General features: G+C 67.8%; 21 protein-coding genes. 7 read left to right on the forward strand and 14 right to left on the reverse strand.

The window, feature by feature from the left end; genetic code table 11:
- The first annotated feature begins 29 nt into the window (after nucleotides 1-29).
- A complete protein-coding gene (locus ACRWNM_RS28780) occupies nucleotides 30-890 on the forward strand; it encodes an alpha/beta hydrolase family protein (RefSeq protein ID WP_431971244.1) in 861 nt (286 codons plus the stop codon).
- Between the two features lie 123 nt (nucleotides 891-1,013).
- On the opposite strand, the gene ACRWNM_RS28785 is transcribed toward ACRWNM_RS28780, so the two are convergent.
- Together ACRWNM_RS28785 and ACRWNM_RS28790 are read right to left on the reverse strand one after the other, a co-directional pair.
- Nucleotides 1,014-3,083 (reverse strand): prolyl oligopeptidase family serine peptidase, encoded by a 2,070-nt coding sequence (locus tag ACRWNM_RS28785; protein ID WP_431971245.1) that lies wholly within the window; start codon nucleotides 3,081-3,083, stop codon nucleotides 1,014-1,016.
- A 118-nt stretch (nucleotides 3,084-3,201) separates the two neighbouring features.
- Nucleotides 3,202-3,747: an AMIN-like domain-containing (lipo)protein gene (locus ACRWNM_RS28790; protein ID WP_431971246.1), complete on the reverse strand. Its 546-nt coding sequence runs from the start codon at nucleotides 3,745-3,747 to the stop codon at nucleotides 3,202-3,204.
- A gap of 208 nt (nucleotides 3,748-3,955) precedes the next feature.
- Here ACRWNM_RS28790 and ACRWNM_RS28795 point away from each other — a divergent pair, with 208 nt between their 5' ends.
- Nucleotides 3,956-4,930 carry a dipeptidase gene (locus ACRWNM_RS28795; protein WP_431971247.1) on the forward strand — a complete coding sequence of 325 codons (975 nt, stop codon included), beginning with the start codon at nucleotides 3,956-3,958 and terminating at the stop codon, nucleotides 4,928-4,930.
- A gap of 56 nt (nucleotides 4,931-4,986) precedes the next feature.
- On the opposite strand, the gene ACRWNM_RS28800 is transcribed toward ACRWNM_RS28795, so the two are convergent.
- Nucleotides 4,987-6,021: an NADP-dependent oxidoreductase gene (locus ACRWNM_RS28800; protein ID WP_431971248.1), complete on the reverse strand. Its 1,035-nt coding sequence runs from the start codon at nucleotides 6,019-6,021 to the stop codon at nucleotides 4,987-4,989.
- 289 nt (nucleotides 6,022-6,310) lie between these two features.
- On the reverse strand, nucleotides 6,311-7,360 hold the full coding sequence (locus ACRWNM_RS28805) for an AraC family transcriptional regulator ligand-binding domain-containing protein (RefSeq protein WP_431971249.1): 1,050 nt from the start codon (nucleotides 7,358-7,360) through the stop codon (nucleotides 6,311-6,313).
- 154 nt (nucleotides 7,361-7,514) lie between these two features.
- On the opposite strand from ACRWNM_RS28805, the gene lpdA reads away from it, so the two are divergent.
- Nucleotides 7,515-8,915, forward strand: coding sequence for a dihydrolipoyl dehydrogenase (gene lpdA, locus ACRWNM_RS28810; RefSeq protein ID WP_431957818.1), 1,401 nt, complete (start codon nucleotides 7,515-7,517; stop codon nucleotides 8,913-8,915).
- Between the two features lie 236 nt (nucleotides 8,916-9,151).
- Complete coding sequence (locus ACRWNM_RS28815) at nucleotides 9,152-9,850, forward strand: polysaccharide deacetylase family protein (RefSeq protein ID WP_431971250.1); 699 nt, start codon at nucleotides 9,152-9,154, stop codon at nucleotides 9,848-9,850.
- Between the two features lie 75 nt (nucleotides 9,851-9,925).
- On the opposite strand, the gene ACRWNM_RS28820 is transcribed toward ACRWNM_RS28815, so the two are convergent.
- Both ACRWNM_RS28820 and ACRWNM_RS28825 read right to left on the reverse strand, forming a co-directional pair.
- Nucleotides 9,926-10,342 carry a PPOX class F420-dependent oxidoreductase gene (locus ACRWNM_RS28820; protein WP_431971251.1) on the reverse strand — a complete coding sequence of 139 codons (417 nt, stop codon included), beginning with the start codon at nucleotides 10,340-10,342 and terminating at the stop codon, nucleotides 9,926-9,928.
- A 47-nt stretch (nucleotides 10,343-10,389) separates the two neighbouring features.
- Nucleotides 10,390-10,788 (reverse strand): winged helix-turn-helix transcriptional regulator, encoded by a 399-nt coding sequence (locus tag ACRWNM_RS28825; protein WP_431971252.1) that lies wholly within the window; start codon nucleotides 10,786-10,788, stop codon nucleotides 10,390-10,392.
- A gap of 99 nt (nucleotides 10,789-10,887) precedes the next feature.
- On the opposite strand from ACRWNM_RS28825, the gene ACRWNM_RS28830 reads away from it, so the two are divergent.
- Nucleotides 10,888-11,739: an SDR family oxidoreductase gene (locus ACRWNM_RS28830; RefSeq protein WP_431971253.1), complete on the forward strand. Its 852-nt coding sequence runs from the start codon at nucleotides 10,888-10,890 to the stop codon at nucleotides 11,737-11,739.
- Between the two features lie 61 nt (nucleotides 11,740-11,800).
- Here the strand turns inward: ACRWNM_RS28830 and ACRWNM_RS28835 are convergent, their stop codons facing one another.
- Both ACRWNM_RS28835 and ACRWNM_RS28840 read right to left on the reverse strand, forming a co-directional pair.
- Complete coding sequence (locus ACRWNM_RS28835; protein ID WP_431971254.1) at nucleotides 11,801-12,178, reverse strand: VOC family protein; 378 nt, start codon at nucleotides 12,176-12,178, stop codon at nucleotides 11,801-11,803.
- 320 nt (nucleotides 12,179-12,498) lie between these two features.
- Nucleotides 12,499-13,044, reverse strand: a complete 546-nt coding sequence (locus ACRWNM_RS28840; RefSeq protein WP_431971255.1) for a carboxymuconolactone decarboxylase family protein — start codon at nucleotides 13,042-13,044, stop codon at nucleotides 12,499-12,501.
- A gap of 140 nt (nucleotides 13,045-13,184) precedes the next feature.
- On the opposite strand from ACRWNM_RS28840, the gene ACRWNM_RS28845 reads away from it, so the two are divergent.
- The gene (locus tag ACRWNM_RS28845; RefSeq protein WP_431971256.1) at nucleotides 13,185-14,138 is read left to right on the forward strand and encodes a nuclease-related domain-containing protein; all 954 of its coding nucleotides are present in this window, start codon (nucleotides 13,185-13,187) and stop codon (nucleotides 14,136-14,138) included.
- A 7-nt stretch (nucleotides 14,139-14,145) separates the two neighbouring features.
- Here ACRWNM_RS28845 and urtE read toward each other — a convergent pair whose 3' ends face one another.
- From urtE to urtA, 5 genes are all read right to left on the reverse strand, one after another.
- Nucleotides 14,146-14,838 (reverse strand): urea ABC transporter ATP-binding subunit UrtE, encoded by a 693-nt coding sequence (urtE, locus tag ACRWNM_RS28850; protein ID WP_431971257.1) that lies wholly within the window; start codon nucleotides 14,836-14,838, stop codon nucleotides 14,146-14,148.
- Nucleotides 14,831-15,670 carry an urea ABC transporter ATP-binding protein UrtD gene (gene urtD / locus ACRWNM_RS28855; RefSeq protein WP_431971258.1) on the reverse strand — a complete coding sequence of 280 codons (840 nt, stop codon included), beginning with the start codon at nucleotides 15,668-15,670 and terminating at the stop codon, nucleotides 14,831-14,833. The genes urtE and urtD overlap by 8 nt, the downstream gene beginning before the upstream one ends.
- Nucleotides 15,667-16,839, reverse strand: a complete 1,173-nt coding sequence (gene urtC / locus ACRWNM_RS28860) for an urea ABC transporter permease subunit UrtC (RefSeq protein ID WP_431971259.1) — start codon at nucleotides 16,837-16,839, stop codon at nucleotides 15,667-15,669. Before urtC ends, urtD begins: the two co-directional genes overlap by 4 nt.
- A complete protein-coding gene (gene urtB, locus ACRWNM_RS28865) occupies nucleotides 16,836-17,720 on the reverse strand; it encodes an urea ABC transporter permease subunit UrtB (protein ID WP_431971260.1) in 885 nt (294 codons plus the stop codon). Before urtB ends, urtC begins: the two co-directional genes overlap by 4 nt.
- Before the next feature lie 76 nt (nucleotides 17,721-17,796).
- The gene (urtA, locus tag ACRWNM_RS28870; RefSeq protein WP_431971261.1) at nucleotides 17,797-19,068 is read right to left on the reverse strand and encodes an urea ABC transporter substrate-binding protein; all 1,272 of its coding nucleotides are present in this window, start codon (nucleotides 19,066-19,068) and stop codon (nucleotides 17,797-17,799) included.
- Between the two features lie 484 nt (nucleotides 19,069-19,552).
- Here urtA and ACRWNM_RS28875 point away from each other — a divergent pair, with 484 nt between their 5' ends.
- Entirely contained in the window at nucleotides 19,553-21,379 is a 1,827-nt protein-coding gene (locus ACRWNM_RS28875) for an acyl-CoA dehydrogenase (protein ID WP_431971262.1), read from the forward strand.
- A gap of 1,406 nt (nucleotides 21,380-22,785) precedes the next feature.
- Here ACRWNM_RS28875 and ACRWNM_RS28880 read toward each other — a convergent pair.
- Nucleotides 22,786-23,415 carry a hypothetical protein gene (locus tag ACRWNM_RS28880; RefSeq protein ID WP_431971263.1) on the reverse strand — a complete coding sequence of 210 codons (630 nt, stop codon included), beginning with the start codon at nucleotides 23,413-23,415 and terminating at the stop codon, nucleotides 22,786-22,788.
- Nucleotides 23,416-23,428: the final 13 nt, after the last annotated feature.

Here is a 23,428-nt window from a genome sequence, read left to right on the forward strand (position 1 = left end):
ACGCGACGCCGCGCGGTAGCGTGCGCTGCATGGAGACAGTTCCGATCCAGGTGCCGGACGGCAGCACCATCCCGGTGCGGTTGATCCCGGCCGTGGGTCAGCACCGGCATGCGGTCACGCCCGACGCGCCGCGTCCGGTCGTGGTGATCGTGCCGGGGCTCGGCGTACCCGGCGCCTACTACGAACTGGTCGCCGAGCAGCTCGCCGCGCGCGGATTCGACGCCGCCATCGGCGAAATGCGCGGCAACGGCGACAGTCGGCCCCGGCCGAGCCCGACCAGCACCTACGGCTACCACGAGCTGGTGTCGGTGGACTTCCCCGCGATCTTCCAGGTGGTGCGCGACCGGTTCCCGACCAGCACGCCGTATCTGCTCGGGCACAGCATGGGCGGTCAGCTCGCCGTCATGTACGCGGCGCGAATCCGCGGCAGGCTGGGCGGTTTGATCCTCGTCGCCTCCGGCACGCCGTACTACCGGGGCTATCCCGGGTTGTTCAGTCCCGGCATGCTGTTCGGCACCGCGGCGGCCTCGCTGACCGCCAGCCTCGCCGGTTTCTGGCCGGGCGATCGGATCACCGTCGGCGGCTTCGGTCCCCAGTCGAAGGTGCTCATCTCCGATTGGGCGCGGCTGGCGCGCACCGGCCGGTTCGCGCCGGTCGGCGCCGATATCGACTACGAGGAACGCATCGCCCGGCTGAAGCTCCCGGTGCTGTCGGTCACCATCGCGGGCGACGAGCTCACCCCGCGCGGGTCGGCCGAGCACCTGATCGGCAAGATGCCCGATGCCGAGCTGACCGCGTGGCATCAGCCGGAACGGCTGGGACACAACGGCTGGATCCCGGATCCGAACTCCACCGTCGACCGCATCGAGAAGTGGCTGCGCGACCGGTGATCACGCGGCGGGTAGCCGGCCTGCCCGCGAATCCGTAGAGCATGGCGTCGACGCCGCTGTCGAAATCGGTTCCGTCCTCGGCGTCTACCGTGCGGCCATGGTAGACGCCGAGCCGCGCGTAGTTCAGTCGGCCGATCGTTCGCCGCCCTCGATGAGCATCTGGGTGAAGAACTCGTAGATGAGCGCGGCCTGGAACGCCATCTGCTTGTTGTCCGCCGCGCCGCCGTGCCCGCCCTCGATGTTCTCGTGGTACCAGAACGTGTGGCCCTGCACCTCGAGCAGCGCCGCCATCTTGCGGGCGTGACCGGGGTGCACGCGGTCGTCGCGGGTGGAGGTGGTGATCAGGATCGGCGGGTAGTCGGCGTCGGCCCGGGAGTTCTGGTACGGCGAGTACTTGCCGATGTACTCCCACTCCTCCGGCTTGTCCGGGTCGCCGTACTCCGCCATCCACGAGGCGCCCGCCAGCAGCAGGTGGTAGCGCTTCATGTCGAGCAGCGGGACCTGGCAGACGATGGCGCCGAACAGCTCCGGGTACCTGGTCAGCATCACGCCCATCAGCAGACCGCCATTGCTGCCGCCCACCGCGCCGAGCTGTCCGGGCGTGGTGATGCCGCGATCGACCAGATCCCTGGCGATGGCCGCGAAATCCTCGTACACCTTGTGGCGGTTGGCTTTCTGCACCGAGGTGTGCCATTCCGGGCCGTACTCGCCGCCGCCGCGGATGTTGGTCATCACCCAGGTGCCGCCGCGTTCCAGCCAGCCCATGCCGGAGGCGCCGCTGTAGGCGGGCGTGCGGGAGACCTCGAAGCCGCCGTAGCCCGACATGACGGTGGGACCGGGGACGTCCTTGCGGTCGCGATGCCGAATCACGAAGTACGGCACCATCGTTCCGTCGTCGGAACGGGCGAAGAACTGCTCGGTCTCCACGCCGTCCGCGTCGAAGAAGGCAGGTTCCTGCTTGAGCTGCTCGGTGCTGCCGCCGACCGCGCTGGCCAACAGTGTGGCGGGCGTGGTGAATCCGCTCGTGGTGAGCATGAACTCGTCGCCGCCCTCCAGCGGGTCCAGGTTCATGACGCTGGTCGTCGCCATCGGCGGGGTGTCGGCCAGCGGCTCGGTGGTCCAGCCGTCCGGCCCCGGGGTCAGCACGTGCAGCTTGGTCTGCACGTCTTGCAGGGTGATGAGCAGCAGGTGGTTCTCGGTCCAGCCGTAGCCGTGCAGCGAGGTGTGCGCGTCGGGGGTGAAGAGCGCCTCGAATTCCCTTGCGCCCGCGAGGAAACTCTCGAAATCGGTGGCGAGCAGGGCGCCGGCCGGATAGGCCACGCCGCCCACCTCCCACGGCGACTTCAGCCGGACCAGCAGCCAGTCCTTGTACCAGGATTCGCTGGCGTCGCTGGGCACGTCGATGTGGCGTAGCGACCCGTCCGGCTCGATGAGGTGCACCTCTTCGTTGAAGAAGTCGGTGGCGCGGCCGACGAAGTGGCGTTCGTAGCCGGGGGTGCGGTCATAGCCCGCCGACACGGCGACGTCGTCCACCGTGCCCTCGAAAACCGTTTCGGCTTCGGCGAGTTCGGTGCCCCGCTGCCAGCGCTTGGCGATGCGCGGATACCCGGATTCGGTCAGCGAACCAGGACCGAAATCGGTGCCGACGTACACCGAGTCGACGTCGATCCACCTGATCTCCGACTTCGCCTCGGGCAGGAAGTAGCCGCCGTCCGCCGGGGCGATGAATTCTCTTCGCTCGATGTCGAATTCGCGAACGACCTTGGCATCGGCGCCGCCTCGGGACAGGCTGATGAGCGCGCGCGACTGCTCGGGGCGCAGCACCGCCGCGCCGCCCCACACCCAGTTCTCGTCCTCGGCGTCGGCCAAGGCGTCCAGGTCGATCAGGACGTCCCAGTCGGGCGATTCCTTGGCGTACTCGGCGAACGTGGTGCGGCGCCACAGGCCGCGCGGGTGCTCGGCGTCGCGCCAGAAGTTGTACAGCCAGCGCCCGCGACGGCCCGGATAGGCGATCTTGGTGTCGGTATCGAGCATGTCCAGGATGCGGTGCTCCAGGTCGGTGAACCGCTCGGTCGAGGCGAAGCGCTGACCGACCACCTCGTTGTGTGCGCGCGCCCATTCCAGGGGTCGCTCGCCGGTCACTTCTTCGAGCCAGAGGTAAGGATCCGTCACATTCTGCTCAACGCCGCTCATGCCTTCGCCTCGCTGGCGCTCGGCTCCGGCATGCGCGAAGCGCGCTGGCACATGATTCGCTCACTGCGTTCCCTCATGCCAACATTGTTGCTGAGCGACGTCGTCCCTGCGTGCGCGGTTACCAGAAGTGTGCGACGTCGAGCACGACCCGCGATCCTGCGCCGGGTCCGTCCAGCGTGTACACCCGAAACGGCAGCCGCGCGCGCACGCCGACGCCGAAGGTGGTCTGACCTTCGAAGGAACCCGCCCAGGCGACCTGACGGAGGGTTTGATAGCCGCCGACTCTGGCCAGTTCGGCGCGATCGTCCGGGTGGTAGGTGCCGTTGCCCGCGTCGTCGTAGGCGGGCGCGTGCACCGTCACGCTGAGGAACGCGTCGCCGCGCAGCGGCACGGGCGCGCCCGACGCGTCCATGGCCACCGAGCCGACGTAGCCTGCCCGGTAGCCGGTGACCGGGCCCGCGACATCGATGACGAGCCGGTCGAAACACTGGTGGCGACCGGAACGCACATTCGTGATCGGAGCGGTCGAGTGGCTCGGGTTCGACTTGTCCAGCGAACCCCAGTCCACTCCGCAGGAGGAGGGAGCCGCGAGCGCTGGGCCGGGGATGATCAGGAGTCCGATTCCGGCGACCAGCGCGGAAATCAGCACGAGGAAGCGACGCACGTCGCACCGCCTTGGGCAGTGGGGGATTGAAACATCTTGGAAATCGGTCGAATCGGATGATCCGTTAGCCGCAGTCGGGTCGCGGATCAGTCTCGAATTCGCCGCCTCGCGTACCGCCCTTCACCGTGCGCACGCTCGAGTCTCGGACGGGTTTCGTTCGACCCTGCTTCTAGGATCGGAATCCCGTACCGAGCGACAGGAGTCCGATTTGCCCCCCTTCCTGTGGGAACAGCACTGCTGTCTGCCGCTGCTGCCCTCCGCGGACATCACGGAGCTGGCCAGGTATCCGCTCGGCTCCCACCTGTCGGTGAACATCGGATACTCGCGGCAGAACACCGCCGACGCGCTGGCACTGGTGCGGCAGTTCCGCCGGGATGCGCTGGCGGACGGGCGATTCCGGCTCGTCGCCGGTCTGGACGATATCGGCGATCCGGAGCGGATCGCGCTCTCCTTCGATCTCGAGGACGCCGGTCCACTCGGCGGCGACTTGGACAACGTCGAGGTGTTCCACGAACTCGGCGTGCGCTCGCTGCTGCCGACCTACAACCACGCCAACGCCGCAGGCTGCGGTTGCCTGGACACCGAGGACACCGGCCTCACCGCCTACGGCAGGGACCTGGTGCGCAAGCTCAACGAGGTCGGCGTGTTCGTCGACGGCTCGCACTGTTCCCGGCGCACGGGGCTCGACCTCGCCGCATGCACCGCTGTGCCGATGATCTACAGCCACGCCAATTTCGCCGCGCTGTGGGATCACCCGCGCAATATCACCGACGAACAAGCCAGGGCCTGCGCCGAGACCGGCGGCGTCATCGGCATCAACGGAGTGGGAATCTTCCTGGGCCGCAATGCGGCCGACGAGCGAGCCGAGCGCGTCGCGGCGATGGCCGACCACATCCGCTACGGCGCGGACCTGGTCGGCATCGAGCACATCGGCGTCGGCTCCGACTACTCCTTCGACGCCGCCGACTTCAACGCCGAACTGCTCGCGAACCCCACGGCGTTCTCCGAGACATACACCAAATGGGGCCCACTGCAATGGGTTCCGCCGGAGGACCTGCTCGGCGTCGGCGTGGGGGCGGGGTTGGACGCGGAACTCGCCGCGCGCGGGTTCACCGAGGAGGAGCGAGCCGCGGTGTTCGGTGGGAATTTCCGTCGGGTTGCCGAGCAGGTGTGGCGGAGTTGACCCGGCTCAGCCGGTAGGAGCGGACGGTGGTGTCCGGCGGGACCTCGAGTTCGCCCTCACCCCAGTCGCACGAGCATTTTTCCGGTGTTGACGCCGGACAGCACGCCGAGGAACGCGGCGGGCGCCTGATCGAGCCCTTCGTAGACGGTTTCCCTGGTGCGCAGGGTGCCGTCGGCGAGCCAGGCGGCGGCCTTGGCGATGTACTCGCCGAAGACCGGGAAGTAGCTGGTCACCAGCATGCCGCGCAGCGAAACCTCCTTGGTGGCGGCCAGATACAGGTCCGGGCCCGGCTCGCCGGTCGCGCCGTTGTAGCCGCTGATCGCGCCGACCAGCGCCACGCGTCCCTTCGGTCGCATGGCCGCCACGGCGACGCGCAGGTGCTCGCCGCCGACGCTGTCCAGGTAGACATCGATACCCTCCGGGGCGGCCGCCGCGAGTTGTCCGGCCAGATCGCCCGCGCGGTAGTCGATGGCGGCGTCGAACCCGAATTCGTCCAGCAGCAGGCTCGTTTTCGCGGGTCCGCCCGCCGAGCCGATGACGCGTCCCGCCCCCAGCGCCTTGGCGATCTGCCCGGCGACGCTGCCCACCGCGCCCGCCGCCGCCGAAACGAAGACGGTGTCGCCGGGCCGGACCGGCGCCACGTCGGTCAGCGCCGCGTACGCGGTGAGGCCGGTGGTCCCGAGCGCGCCGAGGAAGTGCTGCGGCGCGGCCGCGGTCGTGTCGATCGGCGTCGCCAGCTCCGCGTCGAGCACCGCGTGCTCGCGCCAGCCCCCGAAGTGGGTCACCTGATCGCCCACGGCGATCCGCGCCGCCCGCGAGGCGATCACCTCCCCGACCGCCGAGCCCTCCATGGCCTCGCCGACCTGGAACGGAGCGATGTAGGACGGGCGATCGTCCATCCGCCCGCGCATGTACGGATCGACCGACATCCAGGTGTTGCGCACCAGAATCTGGCCGTCCGCGAGTTCGGGAATCGGGCGGGTCACCAACGCGAAGTTCGCCGCGGTCGGCGCACCATCGGGACGCGACGCCAGCTGGATCTCGCGAGTGCTCACCGGCACCACCGCGGTTGAAATCGGTTGATTGCTCATCTGTTTCGCGCTTTCTCCGAGAACATTCCGAACCATTCGATCCGGTGCCTCCGACGTTATGACCACCCCCAAGGCCTTCCCAGGTCCCGCGGCGCCACCACCCGGTCCCCACGCGCCAACCCTGCTCAACGATGTGCCCCGCTGGCCGCAGCCTCGCAAAGACTTCACACGCCTCGCAGGGGCTGAGCGCTCTGTGAGGCGTGTGCAAGGTGTGTGAGGACGAAGGTGTGTGAGGACGCCATCGCGCCTGCAGGGCTGATTGCTCTGCGAGGCGTGTGGGGGCGGCGCGTCAGGTGTGCCGCCGGGCGGTTGGGGGTGTGCCGGTCCAGCGGTGGAAGGCTTTGCGGAGGGCGCGGTCGTCGGTGAAGCCGAGACGTTGGGCCACGGTGGCGGTGGTGAACCCCTGGTCCAGAAGGGATTTCGCGCGTTCGTAGCGGGCGAGGTCGACCTCGTGGCGCCAGCCGGTGTCGTGTTCGGCGAGCTGACGCTGCAAGGTGCGTGGGCTCACGGCCAGGCGGCGGGCGACCGCGGCGAGTGATGGTTGGCCGTCGTCGAGGGTCGCGTTCAGGGCGAGGCGGAAGGACTCCAGCGGGCCGGGGACCGGCTTGGCCGCCGCCAGCACCAGGTCGGCGTGGCTGCGGAGCAGGTCGGCGAGCATCGGGTCGGCGCGTGGGAGCGGCGCGGCGGCGTCGGCCGCGGAGAAGGTGATGGTGTCGGCCGGTGCGTCGAACTCGATGCGATCCGTGCCGAAGGCGGCGGTCAGCGCGCCGTGGCCGGCGGGAGCGGACCGGCTGAAGGTGAGGCGGACAGGGATCACCGGGCGTCCGGTCGCCTCGCGGGCGCGCCGCAGGTAGTAGGCGAGGACGTACTCGTTGACCACCGCGGCGACCGCGGGGTCGCCCGCCGAGGTGCGGTAGCCGACGGTGAGTTCGCCGGGATGGTCCAGCTCGAAGCCCTCCTCGGCGGCGGTCACCAGCCGGTGATAGGGCTGAGCGGAACGCAGTGCGTCGGCCAGCGTCGGTCCGTTGGTGACGAGGTAGTCCCAGGTCGTCAGGGTGCCGAGGGGCGCAGCCGCCGCCACCGCGAGACCGGTGCCCGGCTCCGGCCTGCTCTGCGCGAGCAGCTCCCACAGATCGACCAGCGAGCGCAGCGGAATCCGGTTGAGTTCACCGGCCAGCGCGGCGTCGTCGATCGCGGGAATGCGGGCCAGCCGCGCGGGGTCCGGCTTCGATAGCAGGACGACATCACGGACCAGGCGAACGAGATGAGTCGAGGTGGTGCCGTCGATCGGATCGAGCGGCCGGGCCGGGCCCGCACCGCTCGATCCGCTGTTCGTCACGAGCCAACAGTAGTGCGGTCGAGGCCGCGCACGCCCGGCTCGGCGCGGCCTCGTCGGCGCCCGTCCGGCGCCGATTCGACCGCGCGTGTTCGTCATCTCACCGAAGCGGGGGCACGGTGGGTGAACTTCGCACGGCGGAGTTAGGCTCGGTGACGTGACTTCCCACTACGATGTCGTCGTTCTCGGCGCTGGTCCCGGCGGTTATGTCGCCGCGATCCGTGCCGCTCAACTCGGCCTGCGAACAGCGATCGTCGAGCAGAAATACTGGGGCGGTGTGTGCCTGAACGTGGGCTGCATCCCGTCGAAGGCGTTGCTGCGCAATGCCGAGCTCGCGCACATTTTCACCAAAGAAGCCAAGACCTTCGGTATTTCCGGTGAGGCGAGCTTCGACTTCGGCGCGGCGTTCGACCGCAGCCGCAAGGTGGCGGACGGCCGGGTCAAGGGCGTCCACTTCCTGATGAAGAAGAACAAGATCGACGAGTTCGACGGCAAGGGCACCTTCGTCGACGCGAACACGCTCGCGGTGGAGCTGTCCAAGGGCGGCACCGAGACCGTCACGTTCGACAACGTGATCATCGCGACGGGCACCGTCACCAAGCTGCTGCCCGGCACCCAGCTCAGCGCCAACGTCGTCACCTACGAAGAGCAGATCCTGACCAGGGACCTGCCCGGTTCGATCCTCATCGTCGGCGCGGGCGCGATCGGCATGGAGTTCGGCTACGTCCTGAAGAACTACGGCGTCGACGTGCGCATCGTGGAGTTCCTGGACCGCGCGCTGCCCAACGAGGACGCCGACGTCTCCAAGGAGATCACCAAGGCGTACAAGAAGCTCGGCATCACCATCACCACCGGTGCGGCCGTGCAGTCCATGAACGACGACGGATCCAAGGTCACCGTCTCGATCAAGGACAACAAGACCGGCGCGGTGGAGACCGTCACCGTCGACAAGGTGCTGCAGGCTGTCGGCTTCGCGCCGCGGGTGGAGGGCTACGGCCTGGAGAACACCGGCGTGCAGCTCGAGCGCGGCGCCATCGCCATCGACGACTACATGCGCACCAACGTGCCGCACATCTACGCCATCGGTGACGTCACCGGCAAGCTGCAGCTCGCGCACGTCGCGGAGGCGCAGGGCGTGGTCGCGTCCGAGACCATCGGCGGCGCGGAGACCCTCACCCTCGGCGACTACCGGATGATGCCGCGCGCCACCTTCTGCCAGCCGCAGGTGGCCAGCTTCGGTCTCACCGAGGAGCAGGCGCGCGCCGAGGGCTACGACGTGAAGGTCGCGACCTTCCCGTTCACCGCCAACGGCAAGGCGCACGGTCTCGGCGACGCGACCGGTTTCGTGAAGCTGATCTCCGACGCCAAGTACGGCGAACTGATCGGCGGCCACCTGATCGGGCCCGACGTCTCGGAGCTGCTGCCCGAGCTGACCCTGGCCCAGAAGTGGGACCTCACGGTCAACGAGCTCGCCCGCAACGTGCACACCCACCCGACGCTCAGCGAGGCGCTGCAGGAGGCCATCCACGGCCTCGCGGGCCACATGATCAACTTCTGAATCATTGGCGCGCTGGCGCGCGCGTGTTCGCGGCCCACTAGTGTCTCGCTTTCCGAGCGGTCAAGACTTGCGACTTCGTCGCGTGCGTCTCGACCGCTCGGAAGCGAGACGGGCCGCGAACGGGCTCGTAAGACTCGCCCCGGGGGTGGTTGGGTAGAGCGGGGATGTTGCGCTCCGGTCGGCCGAATGCGGTTGGCGCGCAGTGGTTCGGCGCGATTTTCTGATATACAGCGAAGATGCTTCGCCGGTGGTCGATCGGGTTCGCGCTCGCTCTCGTGCTCGTCGTGCTGGTGGGGGCCGGCACTTATTTCCTGATGAACTCGCGCACCTATCAGGTGGCGGGGCGGCTGGTGGATCGGGTCGACACCGCGGACAAGGTGGTCGCGCTGACGCTCGACGACGGACCTTCCGACCGCGCGCCCGAAGTGCTGAAAGTCCTTGCCGACGCGGGCATTACCGCCACCTTCTACCTGAACGGGCGGGATCTCGCGGCGCGGCCGGAGGCGGGCAGGGCGATCGCCGCCGCGGGCCACGAGATCGGTAACCACACCTACAACCACCGGCGGATGGTGTTCGTCTCCGACAGGACCGTGCGCGCCGAGATCGAGGACACCGACGCCGAGATCGCGAAGACCGGCTACCTCGGCCCCATCACCTTCCGCCCGCCCTACGGCAAGAAACTCTGGTCGCTGCCCGAATATCTCGCCGACCACGACCGCACCACCGTCATGTGGGACGTCGAACCCGACTCCGGCACAGTGGCCGGCACCGACGACGTCGTCCGCGAAACCGTCGCCGAGGTCCGCCCCGGCTCCATCGTCCTGCTGCACGTCATGAGCAACCCCGACTCCCTCGCCGCGATCCCGCGCATAGTCGCCGAACTGCGCGCCGACGGCTACACCTTCCTCCCCGTCTCGCAACTCCTCACCCGCTGAGCCGGGGTCTATCGGGCGGAACGAGCCGCCGCAGGGCGAATGCGCTCGGCCGGTGACGATGTGCGAGCGAGTGGATCAGAGCATGCCGTAGGCGTTGGTGGGGGTGAAGAGGGCGAGGACGCGGCGTTCTTCGACCATGGCGCGCCGGTAATCGGACCAGTCGGGGTGTTCGCCGGAGACCGAGCGGTAGTAGGCGACGAGTTCCTCGACGGTGGGGTCATCGGGTTCGGCGGCGACGGGCGTGAGTTCGACGGTGCCTTCGAGGACGGCATAGGCGAAGAAGTCGTCGCGGGTGACGTGCAGCGCGGCCCAGGGGTCGCGCCGCAGATTGTGGTACTTGGCGCGGTCGGCGGTGATGGAGATGCGGATGACGTCGTCGTCTCCGACGACGTGCAGCACGTTGGACAGCTGCGGCCTGCCGTTGCGGCGGATGGTGGTCAGCACGGAACGGCGAGCGGAGCGAGCGAAATCGACGGCTTCGGAGAGTTCCATGTCACCTGCAACCGATCGCCGGGCGCGGTCGTTCCCGGCGGGCGCGATCAATCGCGGTGATAGGCGGCCTGGGCCTCGTGGACCCGTGGCATGTTCGTCTCCACCACCTGAATGAGCGCGTCGAGCTGGTCGGCCACCTCGGCGCCGAGTTCGGTGAGGGTGTATTCGACGCGCGGCGGGATGGTCTCCTGCACCTCGCGATGCACCATGCCGTCGCGCTCCAGGGCCTGCAATGTCTGCGAGAGCATGCGTTCGCTCACACCGTCGACGCGCCTGCGCAGCGCGCTGAATCGGTACGGCCCCTCCCGCAGCGCCACCATGGCGAGGATGCCCCAGCGGCTGGTCACATTCTGCAAAACTGGCCGCGACGTGCAGTTTCGCGCGAAGACGTCGGCTTCCAGCGTGGGGTCGTCGGTGTCCGCCGACGGAATGCGCTGGGTGTCCATGTCCTCGATAGTACCCGCCTTGACCAAAGTGTCTGCGGAATGCATAGTGCTTACTAATAGTTAGTACGAGCAGATCAGTACAGAACTCTGGAGGAAGTCATGACCGTCGCCATCGCAGGGGCAAGCGGACAGCTGGGCCGGCTCGTCGTCGAGGAACTGCTGCGCGCGGGCGAAGCGCCCGTCGTCGCGATCGTGCGCGATCCGCAGAAGGTCGCCGACCTGGCCGAGCGTGGCGTCGACGTGCGTCGGGCCGACTACGGTGACGCCGCCGCGCTGGACCGTGCGCTGGCGGGCGTGGACCGGCTGCTGCTGATCTCCGGCACCGAGTTCGGTGAGCGAGTCGCGCAGCACACCACCGTGATTCGCGCCGCCGAGCGCGCGGGCGTACAGCTGCTCGCCTACACGAGCATTCCCGGCGCCACCGAGAACCCGCTGATCCTGGCGCAGGAGCACCGCGGCACCGAGGCGGTATTGGCCGAGTCCACCGTGCCGTACACGCTGCTGCGCAACAGCTGGTACTGGGAGAACTACCTCGGCGGTCTCGCGCACGCGGTGGAATCCGGCGTGCTGCACGGCGCGGCGGGGCAGGGCCGGGTGGCCGGTGCGTCCCGCGCGGACTACGCGGCCGCCGCCGCGCGCGTGCTCACCACCGACGGTCACGAGGGCCGGGTCTACGAGCTCGGTGGTGACGAGCGGCTGACCTACGCCGAACTGGCGCAGTCCATTTCGGAGGCCGCCGGTAAGACGGTGCGGTACGAGAACCTCGCCGAGGCGGACTACGCGGCCGTGCTCGAACAGGTCGGCCTGCCCGCCGTGTACGCGAAGGCGCTGGCCGACGCCGACACCGGCATCGCCGCCGGCGTGCTCGACGTCGACTCCGGCGACCTGCAGAAGCTGCTCGGCCGTCCGTCGACCCCGGCGGTCGAGGTCTTCCGCGCCGCCCTCTCCTGACCTGAGAATTCTTGCGCCGGTGCGCGATCCACGCTCGTGGACCGCGCACCGGCGTTCGTCGTCATACCCACTGCACGAGCTGGATGACGATCCCGTTCGGGTCCGACATCTGGAAGTACCGCTCGCCCCACTCCTCGGTCTCGATGGGCGTCACGATCGGCGCCCCCTCGCCCCGGAGGCGCGCGTACTCGGCGTCGATGTCGTCGACCACGAACACCACGAGCAACCCGTCGCCCGCGCTGCCCGCCGCGCTCGTGGGCTTGAAGGTCGGCAGCCCGGTGCGCAGGTAGATGAGGTTCATCCCGGCGTCCGGTCGCTCCAGCGAGACGAACCCGTCGGCGGACATCTTCTCGGTGAACCCGAGGTGGTCGATGACGAACTTCGCCGAGGCCTGCGGGTCGGCGACGTTGAGCGAGATGGCGGAAGCGGTGATACGCATGGGTCCTCCTCGGGGACGCGAAACAACTCTATACTTAGTACGCTGTACGTTGTAGGTAAATTTCCCGAGGGGTGCACTATGAGCTGGATCACGCGCGCGACCCAGCGCGAACCCCGGAGCGCTGTGGCGCGTCCCGCCCGTCGTGGCGGCAGCCCAACGGTCGACAAGAGCTCGACGCCGTAGTGGCAGCCGCCCTCCGCATCGCCGATGTGAACGCAGTCACCGTGTGTGCCGTCGCGACCGAACTCGGCCTCAGCCGATGGTGAACTACACCTACGGACTGGCCGTTCCGGCGCGACCGATCGAGAATCGGTGCGCGCTCACAGTCCGTCGCGCTGGATGCGCAGGGCGGTGATGGTCGAGGCCAGCCCCTCGTACTGATTGACCAGCAGCACGATCTCGATGAGGCTGCGCTCGTCGTAGTACGCGGCCAGCCGAGCCCAGGTGGCGTCGTCGATGTCGCGGGTCGCCACGAGCTGGTCGACCGCCTCGAGCAGCGTGCGGTGCTTGTCCGTCCAGTAGGGATCGGCGGGCCCGGTACGCAGCCGCTCCAGGATCTCGGGCGTGACGCCCGCGCGGCGGCCGAGCCGGATGTGATGGTCCATCTCGTACTCGCAGCCGCGCTGGTGGGCGACCCGAATGATGACCAGCTCGGATTCGTGTCGCGGCAGCCGTCCGCCCGGCATCAGCCGCCCGGAGTAGTGCAGCCAGCCGCGGAACAGTCCCTTGGTGCGGCCCAGCGTGCTGAACAGGTGCGCGTCGGAGGTGCCCGCGGCGCGCGAGAGCACCTGCCAGACAGCCCAATTCACCGGCCCGAGTTCCTTGAGACGTCCCGGTGCGATTCGTGGTTGCGACATCGAAACCATGCTTCCGCCTTCCGCGCGGTGAGGGCCTCCCCGCCATCGTGGTCGGCCCGGTCGCCCAGCGCCGGACCGAGAGTCGAGCCTACCCGGGCTTTCCGCTTTCCAGTGGTTTTCGCGGGTGCGGACCGGCATCATCAGTACCGGTGCGGACCGTCGGGGCCGTGGGCGGGCTGCGCCGCGAGTGCGAACAGGTCGATCAGGGGTCGAGGCACATGCTGGTGAAGATCAGGCCCGGAGCGCAGCTCTCCGGTGCCGAGCAGGAATTCGTGGACTGCCTGCGGGCCAATCCGTCGACCGCGTTCGCCGCGGTCGACGCGCAGGTGGGAGACAACGGAACTCGTCAGATCGATGCGGTGGTGATCACGCCGCGCGGGATCACCGTGGTCGAGGTCAGAGGGTTCCGGCGGCGCCAGAGCGGCATTCTCGGCGTGTCGGACGACGAGTCGTGGACCATCAGCGACAACCCCGCCGATTTCGACGACGAGAGCGCCGCGAACCCGGTCGAACGCCTGGAGCAGGCCGTGTACGCGGTCAAGAGCAAACTCGAACGGGCGCTGATCGATCCGGGCCACGTGTGCGGCGTGGTCGCGCTGATTCCGTTCCGTGGCGTGGTGGTGCGCCCCGCGCGGACGAATCTGCGCTCCGGTATCGACGTCGTCGTGGCGAATGTGCCTGATGCCACCGAATTGCGTATCTACCTGGACGGTTTCGCGGCCGGGCCGCGCAGCTGGAGCGCGGACCGGGTAATCTCGGCGGCCACGGCGCTCGGCGCGACCGCGCCCTCGCGGGCCGAGCTGATCGCCGACGGTTTCGACGAGTTGGCGGTGCATTCGCACCTGCCCGTCGCCGACGTCGCGCCCCCGCCGCCCGCCCCGCCGCCGCCGAGGCCGCCGACCCGCACCCAGCACGCGGCGACCTGGGCGGTCGTCGCGGCGGCCGTGATCGGCATGCTCGTGGTGCTCGGCGTCGTCGCCACGGCGGTGGCGCGCGACGAGCCGCATACCGGTTCGGGGCCCGAGACCACGTCCGCTACGGTGGCCCCGTCCCCGCCGCCGTATCAGCCGCGCGACTGCTACCCGTTCCAGACCGACTGCTGAACGGCCCTCAGATCGCCATCGCCGAGCGGACTTCGGTCTCCGCGCCCGCTCCGCCGTCGCCGGTGGAGGTGACCCGGCCGGATTGCAGCACGTAATACCGTTGCGCCGCTTGCAGAGCGAAACCGATGTGCTGCTCGACCAGCAGCACGCTCAACCCGCCCCGCGCCGTCAATTCAATGATGGTGCGCTCGATCTCGGCCACCACCGACGGCTGGATGCCCTCGGTGGGCTCGTCGAGAATGAGCAGCTTGGGTTCGGTGATGAGGGCGCGTGCGATGGCCAGCTGCTGCCGCTGACCGCCGGAGAGCAGACCGGCCTTGCGGCTCAGCAGTTCTCGCAGCGCGGGGAACAGATCGAGCGACTCGTCGATCAGCGCTTTGCCGCGCTTGCGCCCGTCGGCCACCACCTGGAGGTTCTCCGCGGTGGTGAGCTGTGGAAAACTCTGCTGGCCCTGCGGCACGTACGCGATGCCGCGCTTGACCCGGCGCGAGGGCGAGAGTTTGGTGATCGCCTCGCCGTCGAAGGTGATCCGCCCGGACCTGGTGGCGACCAATCCGACCGCGGTGCGCAACAGCGTGGTCTTGCCGGCGCCGTTGTGGCCCATGATCGCCACCACGCTGTCGTCCGGAACCGTCACCGACACACCGTGAATCACCTCGGTCCGGCCGTAGCCGGAGTGGACGTCGACCAGTTCAAGCATCGGCGGACTCCTTGTTCTGCACGGTGGTTTCGTCTTCGAGCTCGGTGCCGATGGCCGCTGCGGTGCCGAGGTAGACCTCCTGCACCCGCGGATCGGCTTGCACCTGCTCGACGGTGCCTTCGCTGAGCACCCGGCCGCCCGCGAGGACGGTCACCGAGGTGGCGAACGAGCGCATGAAGTCCATGTCGTGCTCGACCACCACCACGACGCGCTCGGCTCCGATGCGGCGCAACAGGTTTCCAGTCTCCTCGCGCTCTTCGGCGCTCATGCCCGCGACCGGTTCGTCGAGCAGCAGCACGGCGGCGTTCTGCACCAGCAGCATGCCGATCTCCAGCCACTGCTTCTGGCCGTGCGCGAGCACGCCCGCCTGTTGGTCGCGCAGGGCGGCGAGACCGGTGATCTCCAGCGCCTCTTCGATACTCGGCAGCACCGACTTGCGCCTGCGCAACAGTGTCAGCGGCGAACGGCCCGCGCCCGCCGCGATGTCCAGGTTCTGCAGCACGCTGAGCTGCTCGAACACGCTGGCCGTCTGGAAGGTGCGCCCGACGCCGAGGCGGGCGATCTGGTGCACCTTCTTGCCGAGCAGTTCGGTGCCGGATTTCTGCGCCGAACCCGTCGCGGGGACGAGGCCGGTGATCGCGTCGATGAGCGTCGTCTTGCCCGCGCCGTTGGGTCCGATCAGGAAGCGCAGATCGCCTTGCAGCACGGTCAGATCCACGTCGGTGACGGCTTTGAAGCCGTCGAAACTCACCGAGAGACCGCGGATTTCGAGGTACTCGCTGTCCATGCCCGCGTTGCCGCCGAGCTTGGGTTCACTCGTCGATGTCGTCATCGGGATTCCACCTTCTCCTCGGCGATCTTCTCCTCGGCAGGCACGGCGTCGTCCGGCGGCGCGCTCGCGCGCACCGTGGCGGGCGTGCCCGAGCCCGGGCGTCGGAACCTGCTCTCCAGCAAGCCCTTCAGCATCGGCCAGACGCCCGCGAGACCCGCCGGGACGAATCCGACGACGACGATGAACAACACACCTTGCAGGTAGGTCCAACCGGACGGGAACTGTTCGGAGAACGCGGTCTGCGCCCAGGCGACGCCGATCGCGCCGAGCACCGGACCGAGCAGTGTCGTGCGCCCGCCGATGGCGACGCCGATCAGGAAGGCGATGGAGGGCACCACGCCGATGTCGGCGGGGGAGATGATGCCGACGATCGGCGTGAACAGCGCGCCCGCGATGCCGGCGAAGAAGGCGGCGACCACGTACGCGACGATCTTGATGTTGGCCGGGTCGTAGCCGAGGAAGCGCACCCGCTCCTCCTGATCGCGCACCGCGACGAGCAATTCGCCGTAACGGCTGTGCATCAGCTGGCGGACCAGTGCCACCACCACCAGCAGCGTGCCCGCCGCGATGAAGAACAGCATCTGCCGGTTGACCGGGTCGGAGAGCTTGAAACCGAAGAAGGCGCGGAAATCCGAGAGCCCGGTGAAACCGCCGAGCGCCTGCTGCCCGGTGAGCAGGATGGCCAGCGCGGCGGCCAGCGCCTGGCTCAGGATGGCGAAGTAGGCGCCCTTGACCCGTCGCTTGAACACGCCGTAGCCGAGCAGCGCCGCGACCGCGGCGGGCAGCACGAGAATGCCGATGATCGCGACCGGCGCGGACGCGAAAGGTTGCCAGAATCCCGGCAATTCGCGGATACCCGCGATCTCCATGAACTCCGGCACGTCGTTGCCGAGCCGCGCGGCGTCGGTCATCTGTAGGTGCATCGCCATGAGATACGCGCCGATGCCGAAGAACACGCCTTGACCGAGGGTCAGCATGCCGCCGCGGCCCCACGCCAGGCCGATGCCCGCGGCCACGATCGCGAAGCACAGGAACTTCGCGAGCAGGTTCAGCCGGAAGTCGCTGAGCACCGCGGGGGCCACCGCGAACAGCAGAATCGCCGCGAGTGCGAAACCGCCGAGCACGGTCAGCGAGGAGCGCTCACGCCAGTGTCTGGTCAGCGTGGTCATGCCAAACTCCTTGTCCGGACGGTGAACAGGCCCTGCGGGCGGACCTGCAGGAAGATGACGATCAGTACGAACACGATGACCTTGGCGATGGACGCGGTGGTCTCGTATTCGATGTAGGAGTTGAGCAGCCCGAGCGCGAACGCCGCGATCACCGTGCCCTTGATCTGACCGAGTCCGCCGATCACCACCACGAGGAACGCGTCGATCAGATAGCTCTGGCCGATGGTGGGGCTGGTCGAGCCGATCAGGGTCAGTGCGACGCCCGCGACGCCGGCCAGGCCGGAGCCGATGAAGAAAGTGCTGATATCGGTGAAACGGCTGGAGACGCCGCTGGTTTCGGCCAGGCCGCGGTTCTGTACCACGGCGCGAATGCGCCTGCCGAGGGGTGTCGCCTTCAGCACCGCGGCCAGCACGGTCACCGCGAGCACCGCGAGGACCAGGATGAAGATGCGCGTCTTGGGCACGACCGCGCCCATGATGGTGACCCCGCCACTGAGCCATTCGGGGGCCAGCACGTTCTTGGCGGGCGCGCCGAAGAGGTCACGCGCGAACTGCTGCAACACCAGGCCGACGCCGAAGGTGACGAGCAGGGTGTCCAGCGGGCGGTCGTACATCCATCGGATCAGGCCCATCTCCAGCGCCGCCCCCAGCGCGCCGCCGACCAGGAACCCGACCACCAGCGACACCAGCAGCGAGACCCCGACCGAGGAGATCACCTTCTGCACGACGTAGGTGGTGTAGCAGCCGGCCATGATGAATTCGCCGTGGGCCATGTTGATCACGCCCATCTGACCGAAGGTGAGCGAAAGGCCGAGGGCGGCGAGCAGCAGAATCGATCCCAGGCTCAACCCCGTGAAGAGCTGGCCGATCAACACGTCCATTTGTGGTCACCTCGGAATCAGGCCGGTGCGGGACGACCGGCGAACCGGCCGCCCCGCACCGAACGGACGACAGTTGTCACAGGCCCTTGGCCCAGTCGTAGGACTTCAGGTACGGGTCCGGCTGGATCGGCTTGCCGGAGTCCCACACCGTGTAGATCAGGCCGTCGGCGCGGATCTCGCCGATGCGGGCGGTCTTGGTGATGTGGTGGTTGGAGCCGTCGATGGTGACCAGGCCCTCCGGGGCCTCGAAGCTGACGCCGTCGGCCGCGGCCTGGATGTCCTCGACCTTGAACGAGTTGGCCTTCTCGACGGTGTTCTTCCACAGGTAGACCGAGGCGTAGGCGGCTTCCATCGGGTCCGAGGTGGGCTTGTCAGCGCCGAAGGCGGCCTTGTACGCGTCGACGAACGCCTTGTTCTGCGGGGTGTCGACCGTCTGGTAGTAGTTCCACGCCGTCAGCTGGCCCGCGATGTTCTGCGCGCCGATGCCCGCGACCTCTTCCTCGGCGATGGACACCGAAACCACCGGCATATCGGCGGCTTTCAGGCCCGCGTTGGTGTACTCGCGGAAGAACGCCACGTTCGAGTCACCGTTGAGGGTGTTGAAGACCGCGCCCGCCTTGGCGTTTCGCACCTTGTTCACGATGGTCGAGAAGTCCGTGGAGCCCAGCGGCGTGTAGTCCTCGCCCTTGATCTCGATGCCGTTGGCCGCGGCGTACGCCTTGATCTCGCGGTTGGCCGTCTGCGGGAAGACGTAGTCGGAGCCGACCAGGTACAGGGACTTGATGCCCTTCTGCTTCAGGTAATCCAGCGCGGGCACGATCTGCTGGTTGGTGGTGGCGCCAGTGTAGAAGATGTTCTTGCTGTCCTCCAGGCCCTCGTACTGGACCGGGTAGTAGAGCAGCGAGTTGAGGCTTTCGAACTTGGGCTTCATGGCCTTTCGGCTCGACGAGGTCCAGCCGCCGAATACCGCGGCGACACAGTCGGAGCTGATGAGCTTCTCGGCCTTCTCCGCGAAGGTCTTCGGGTCCGAAGCGCCGTCCTCGAGCACCAGCTCGATCTTCTTGCCCAGCACGCCGCCTGCGGCGTTGATCTGGTCGACGGCCAGCTTGGTGGAGTTGGCGACGGTGACCTCGGAGATGGCCATGGTCCCCGACAGCGAGTGCAGCGAACCGACCTTGATGGTGCTCGCCGAGGTGTCGACGCAGGATGCTGCGTTGGAGCCGGTCGCGGCGTCGTCCTTGGCGCCGCAGGCGGTCAGCAACAGGCCGGCGAGCGCCACCGCGGTCGGGGCGACCAGTGCTCTGATCAGGCGGGAACGATGCCGATGAGCGGCAGGGGAATCTGACATCGGGCGGAACCCTCTCACTTCGTCCGGTGTGTGGCGGCGCTGGCTGCGCCACGCCGAATACGCCGCATTTGCCCCGGTCACGGCTGTCGACCGGGGTGTATACAACGCGTATTCGTGGTGCGAAGAGTAGACAGGAGTTGTTGCGCCGGAATATCTCTCGGTGACGAGTCCGTTGCCGATGTTTCGCCCGTGTGAAACCTTTTCGCAACCATCCGGTCAACCGGCGTGAGGTCCGTAGCCGGACCGTAATACACCCGGGTTCGCTTCGCATCCGTGCGCGGCTGCGTCGCCTTTGCTGTGGCCGCCGCAGGTTTTGCTGTGGCCGCCGCAGGTCATCGGCGCCACTTCGCCAGGCTGCGTCCGGTCCGGTTTTCCCTACGGTTGCGTAGCCGATTCCCGTTGCGGCAGGCTGCGTTTTGTACATCGTCAGAAGCGCCGGAGCATGGCGTGGGCGGACCACGGCGCACGAGTCGAGGAGGACCAGGTGGGGCACTACAGGGCGAACGTACGTGACATCGAATTCAACCTTTTCGAGGTGCTCGCACTCGACAAACTCCTCGATACCGGCGCCTACGGCGACCTCGACTCCGACACAGTGCGCGAGATCCTCGCCGAGGTGAAGCGCCTCGCCGAGGGTCCGGTCGCGGATTCCTTCGTCGCGGCCGACCGTGAGCCCGTGGTCTACGACCCGACCACCTTCGAGATCTCCGTACCCGAGCCGTTGCGCAAGACGGTCGCCGCGGTGCGCGAGGCCGACTGGGGCAGGCTCGGCATGCCGGAGGGCATGGGCGGCACGGCCGCTCCCAACGCGGTGGTCTGGGCGGTCAACGAGATGATCACCTGCGCCAATCCGTCGGCCAGCTTCTTCAGCATGGGCACGGTGATGTCGTCGGTGCTGTACAACGTCGGCACCGAGCAGCAGCGGCACTGGGCCACCCTCGGCTACGAGAAGGGCTGGCAGGGCACCATGGTGCTGACCGAGCCGGACGCCGGCTCGGATGTCGGCGCGGGCCGCACCAAGGCCATCCCGCAGGAGGACGGCTCCTGGCACATCGAGGGCGTCAAGCGCTTCATCTCCGGCGGCGACGTCGGCGCTACGGCCGACAACGTCTTCCACCTGGTGCTGGCCCGTCCGGAAGGCGCGGGGCCCGGCACCAAGGGGCTGTCACTGTTCTACGTGCCGAAGTTCCTGTTCGACCACGAGACGCTCGAGCTGGGTGACCGCAACGGCGTCTACGTGACCGGCGTCGAACACAAGATGGGCCTGAAGTCCTCGCCGACCTGCGAGCTGACCTTCGGCGGCGCGGTCCCGGCCAAGGGCTGGCTGGTCGGCGACGTGCACAACGGCATCGCCCAGATGTTCCAGGTGATCGAGAACGCCCGCATGATGGTCGGCGTCAAGTCCTCCGGCACCCTCTCGACCGGATACCTGAACGCGCTGGCCTACGCCAAGCAGCGCGTGCAGGGCTCGGACCTGACCCAGATGGCGGACAAGGCGGCGCCGCGCGTCGCCATCACCCACCACCCGGACGTGCGCCGCTCGCTGGCGCTGCAGAAGGCGTACGCCGAGGGGCTGCGTGCGGTGTACCTCTACACCGCCGCCCATCAGAACGCCGATGTGGCGCAGCTGGTTTCGGGCGCGGACGCCGAAATGGCGCATCGGGTGGACGATCTGCTGCTGCCCATCGTGAAGGGCGTCGGCTCGGAACGGGCCTACCAGTACCTGACGGAATCCCTTCAGACGCTCGGTGGTTCGGGGTACTTGCAGGACTACCCGATCGAGCAGTACATCCGCGACGCCAAGATCGACTCGTTGTACGAGGGCACGACGGCCATCCAGGCGCAGGACTTCTTCTTCCGCAAGATCATTCGGGACAAGGGCGCCGCGCTCGCCCACGTGGACGGCCGTATCAGCGCCTTCCTCGACACCCCGAGCGGGCGCTTCGAGACCGAGCGCGGACTGCTGCGCACCGCGCAGGCCGATGTGCAGGCGATGGCCGCGACGCTCACCGGATTCGTGATGGCGGCCCAGCAGTCACCCGCCGAGCTGTACAAAGTCGGCCTCGGCTCGGTGCGCTTCCTGCTCTCCGTCGGCGACCTGCTCATCGGCTGGCGACTGCTCGTCCAGGCCGAGATCGCCGCCGCCGCGCTGGCAGGCGACGCGGACGCCAAGGATCGATCGTTCTATGCCGGAAAGGTCGCGGTGGCAAGCTTTTTCGCCAAGAACGTGCTGCCGCAGCTGACGGCGACCAGGAATGTTCTCGCGGCGATCGACAACGACATCATGGAGATGGACGAAGCGGCGTTCTGAGGCGGGCGGTTGCGGGCACTCCGAAGTTGTGGGTGCCCGGCCGTTCCGGTACTCGGTCGGTTCGAGCCCTTCGCTGGTGTGGGTAGGCAGCGCCCGCTCCGGCGGCGGCGCGGTCGGACTTCGCTGTGGCCCGGTGTCGCTGTGACAGGGGGTTGCGTCCGGTCGGTCCTGTGGGCGCGTTGGTGGACGTGGCTCCGGTGGTGGGCCTGCGAGTCACGTTCGGCTGCCCAGGTTTTCCTCGATCGGTGCTGGGCGCGTGGGGTGGGGTACCCGGTTTACCTCCCGCTGTTGGGTGCCGTGTTGTTGCGGTTTCGGGCGGGTCGGCTGGCTGTGGTTGCGTTTGGGGGAGGTGGCGTTGGGTGGTTTCGTTCGGTGGGGTGTTGGGGTGGGTTGGGTGACGTGGTTCCGGTTGCGCGCCTGCGAGTTATGTTCGGCTACCCGGGTTTGCCTCTAACGGTGCTGGTGGCGTTGAGAGCCGTACCCGGCTTACCTCCCGCCGTCGGGTGCGCGGTGTTCGGCTTCCGGCGTGGTCGACCGGCTGTGGTTGCGTTCTTTGGATGTGCGAGTTGGGGATGCACGTCATTGCCGCGACACACACTTTCCGTACGCCTCACACAGGCGGTGCCTATGCGAGGCGTGCAGACGGTGTGTGGAATGGCCAATGGTGGGGTTGTTGGGGGTTGTGGTGCTGGTGGGGCGGGGTTTGATGCGCCCAGGTGTTCGTGCAGGACCGGTTGGTGGCCGAATCGACGGTAGTCGAATGGTGGTGGAAATCGACGGGAGTCATATGGTTGCTAGTTGATCTTCGAATGCCACCATTTGACTACCGTCGATCCGCATCGACCACCATTTCTCTATCGACGGGAGAGAAATGGTGGTTGCGGGGTTGACGCGGGGAGGGCTCTCTTTCAGGTGCCGCTTTCTGGACGCAACCAGAACCCGTCGACCTGGCCGGAAGCCTGCCTCGCGCACCTGACTGCGGGAGGTAAGCCGGGTACGGCAGGCGACGTGCCCAGCACCGTTCGAGGAATACCTGGGTAGGCGGACGCACTGCGAAGGGTGGGCACTGGGAACCGTCAACCGCACGCACGGAGCCGCACAAAACCAAGCAGGGCTCCAGGCGAATACCTGGGTCGGCGCAGCAACACTGAAGAGGCAGCCGTGGAAACCGTCGACCACCCGTAGCTGCCGCCCGAAAACCCAAGCACCAAATGGAGACGCTGAGTAGGCGAAGCCACTGGGAACGGTGTGCACTGGCCACGGTCGACCAACAGGACCCGCCGCCCGAAAACCCAGCTACGCACCCATCCGAACACCGAGTGCCGCTTCGATCTGTGAGCTGTCGACTACAAGCACCCGCCGCAAAACTCGGCCAAGCACCAAATCGAGCACCCACAGTCGCGTGATTACCAGCAGTAGGTGTGGTGGTAACCCTGCCAGCACTCGGGCGTGTACTCCCACTGATCCGGCCGATCCGACGCCGGGATGGAGGCGGCGATCCCCGCGCCGATCGCCCCGCCCACGATCACGCCCGCGATGACGCCGACCGGCAGCGCGATCGGAGCGAGCAGGCCCATGGTCACCAGGGTGAGGGCGACGCCGAGGAAGAGTCCGCCGAAGACGCCGAGCGCCGCGCCGATGCCTATGCCCGCCTCGATATTCCGCTGCTTGGGCGAAGTCTTGCTCCAGTAACCGATCGGCGACGCGGTGAGGTTCGTGCCGTCGGTGCTCAGTTGCGGACGCAATTCCACGCTGTCGGCGCCGTCGATCGTCACCTTCAGCGGGACGGCCGCGACGACCGTGCCTGACTTGTCTTTCACGGTGAGCGCGGTCTGGGTGAGGGCGAAGGTGCCGCCATCCAGTTGCGCGGTCAGGGTCTTTCCGTCCTCGGATCGTGAAATCTGATACGCCACACCGCTTTCGGTGCCAGACTGGTTGGTTTTCTCCGGCGTGGGCGCGGCGTACGTGACGCTGCTCGCGATGCCGGTCGCCGCGATCGCGAGCATGGCAGTAACCGCGAACTTCTTGATAATCAACAGAATTCCCCTT

Origin of the sequence: Nocardia sp. bgisy134 (assembly GCF_965341865.1) — a bacterium.
In the GTDB taxonomy this organism is placed as follows: domain Bacteria; phylum Actinomycetota; class Actinomycetes; order Mycobacteriales; family Mycobacteriaceae; genus Nocardia.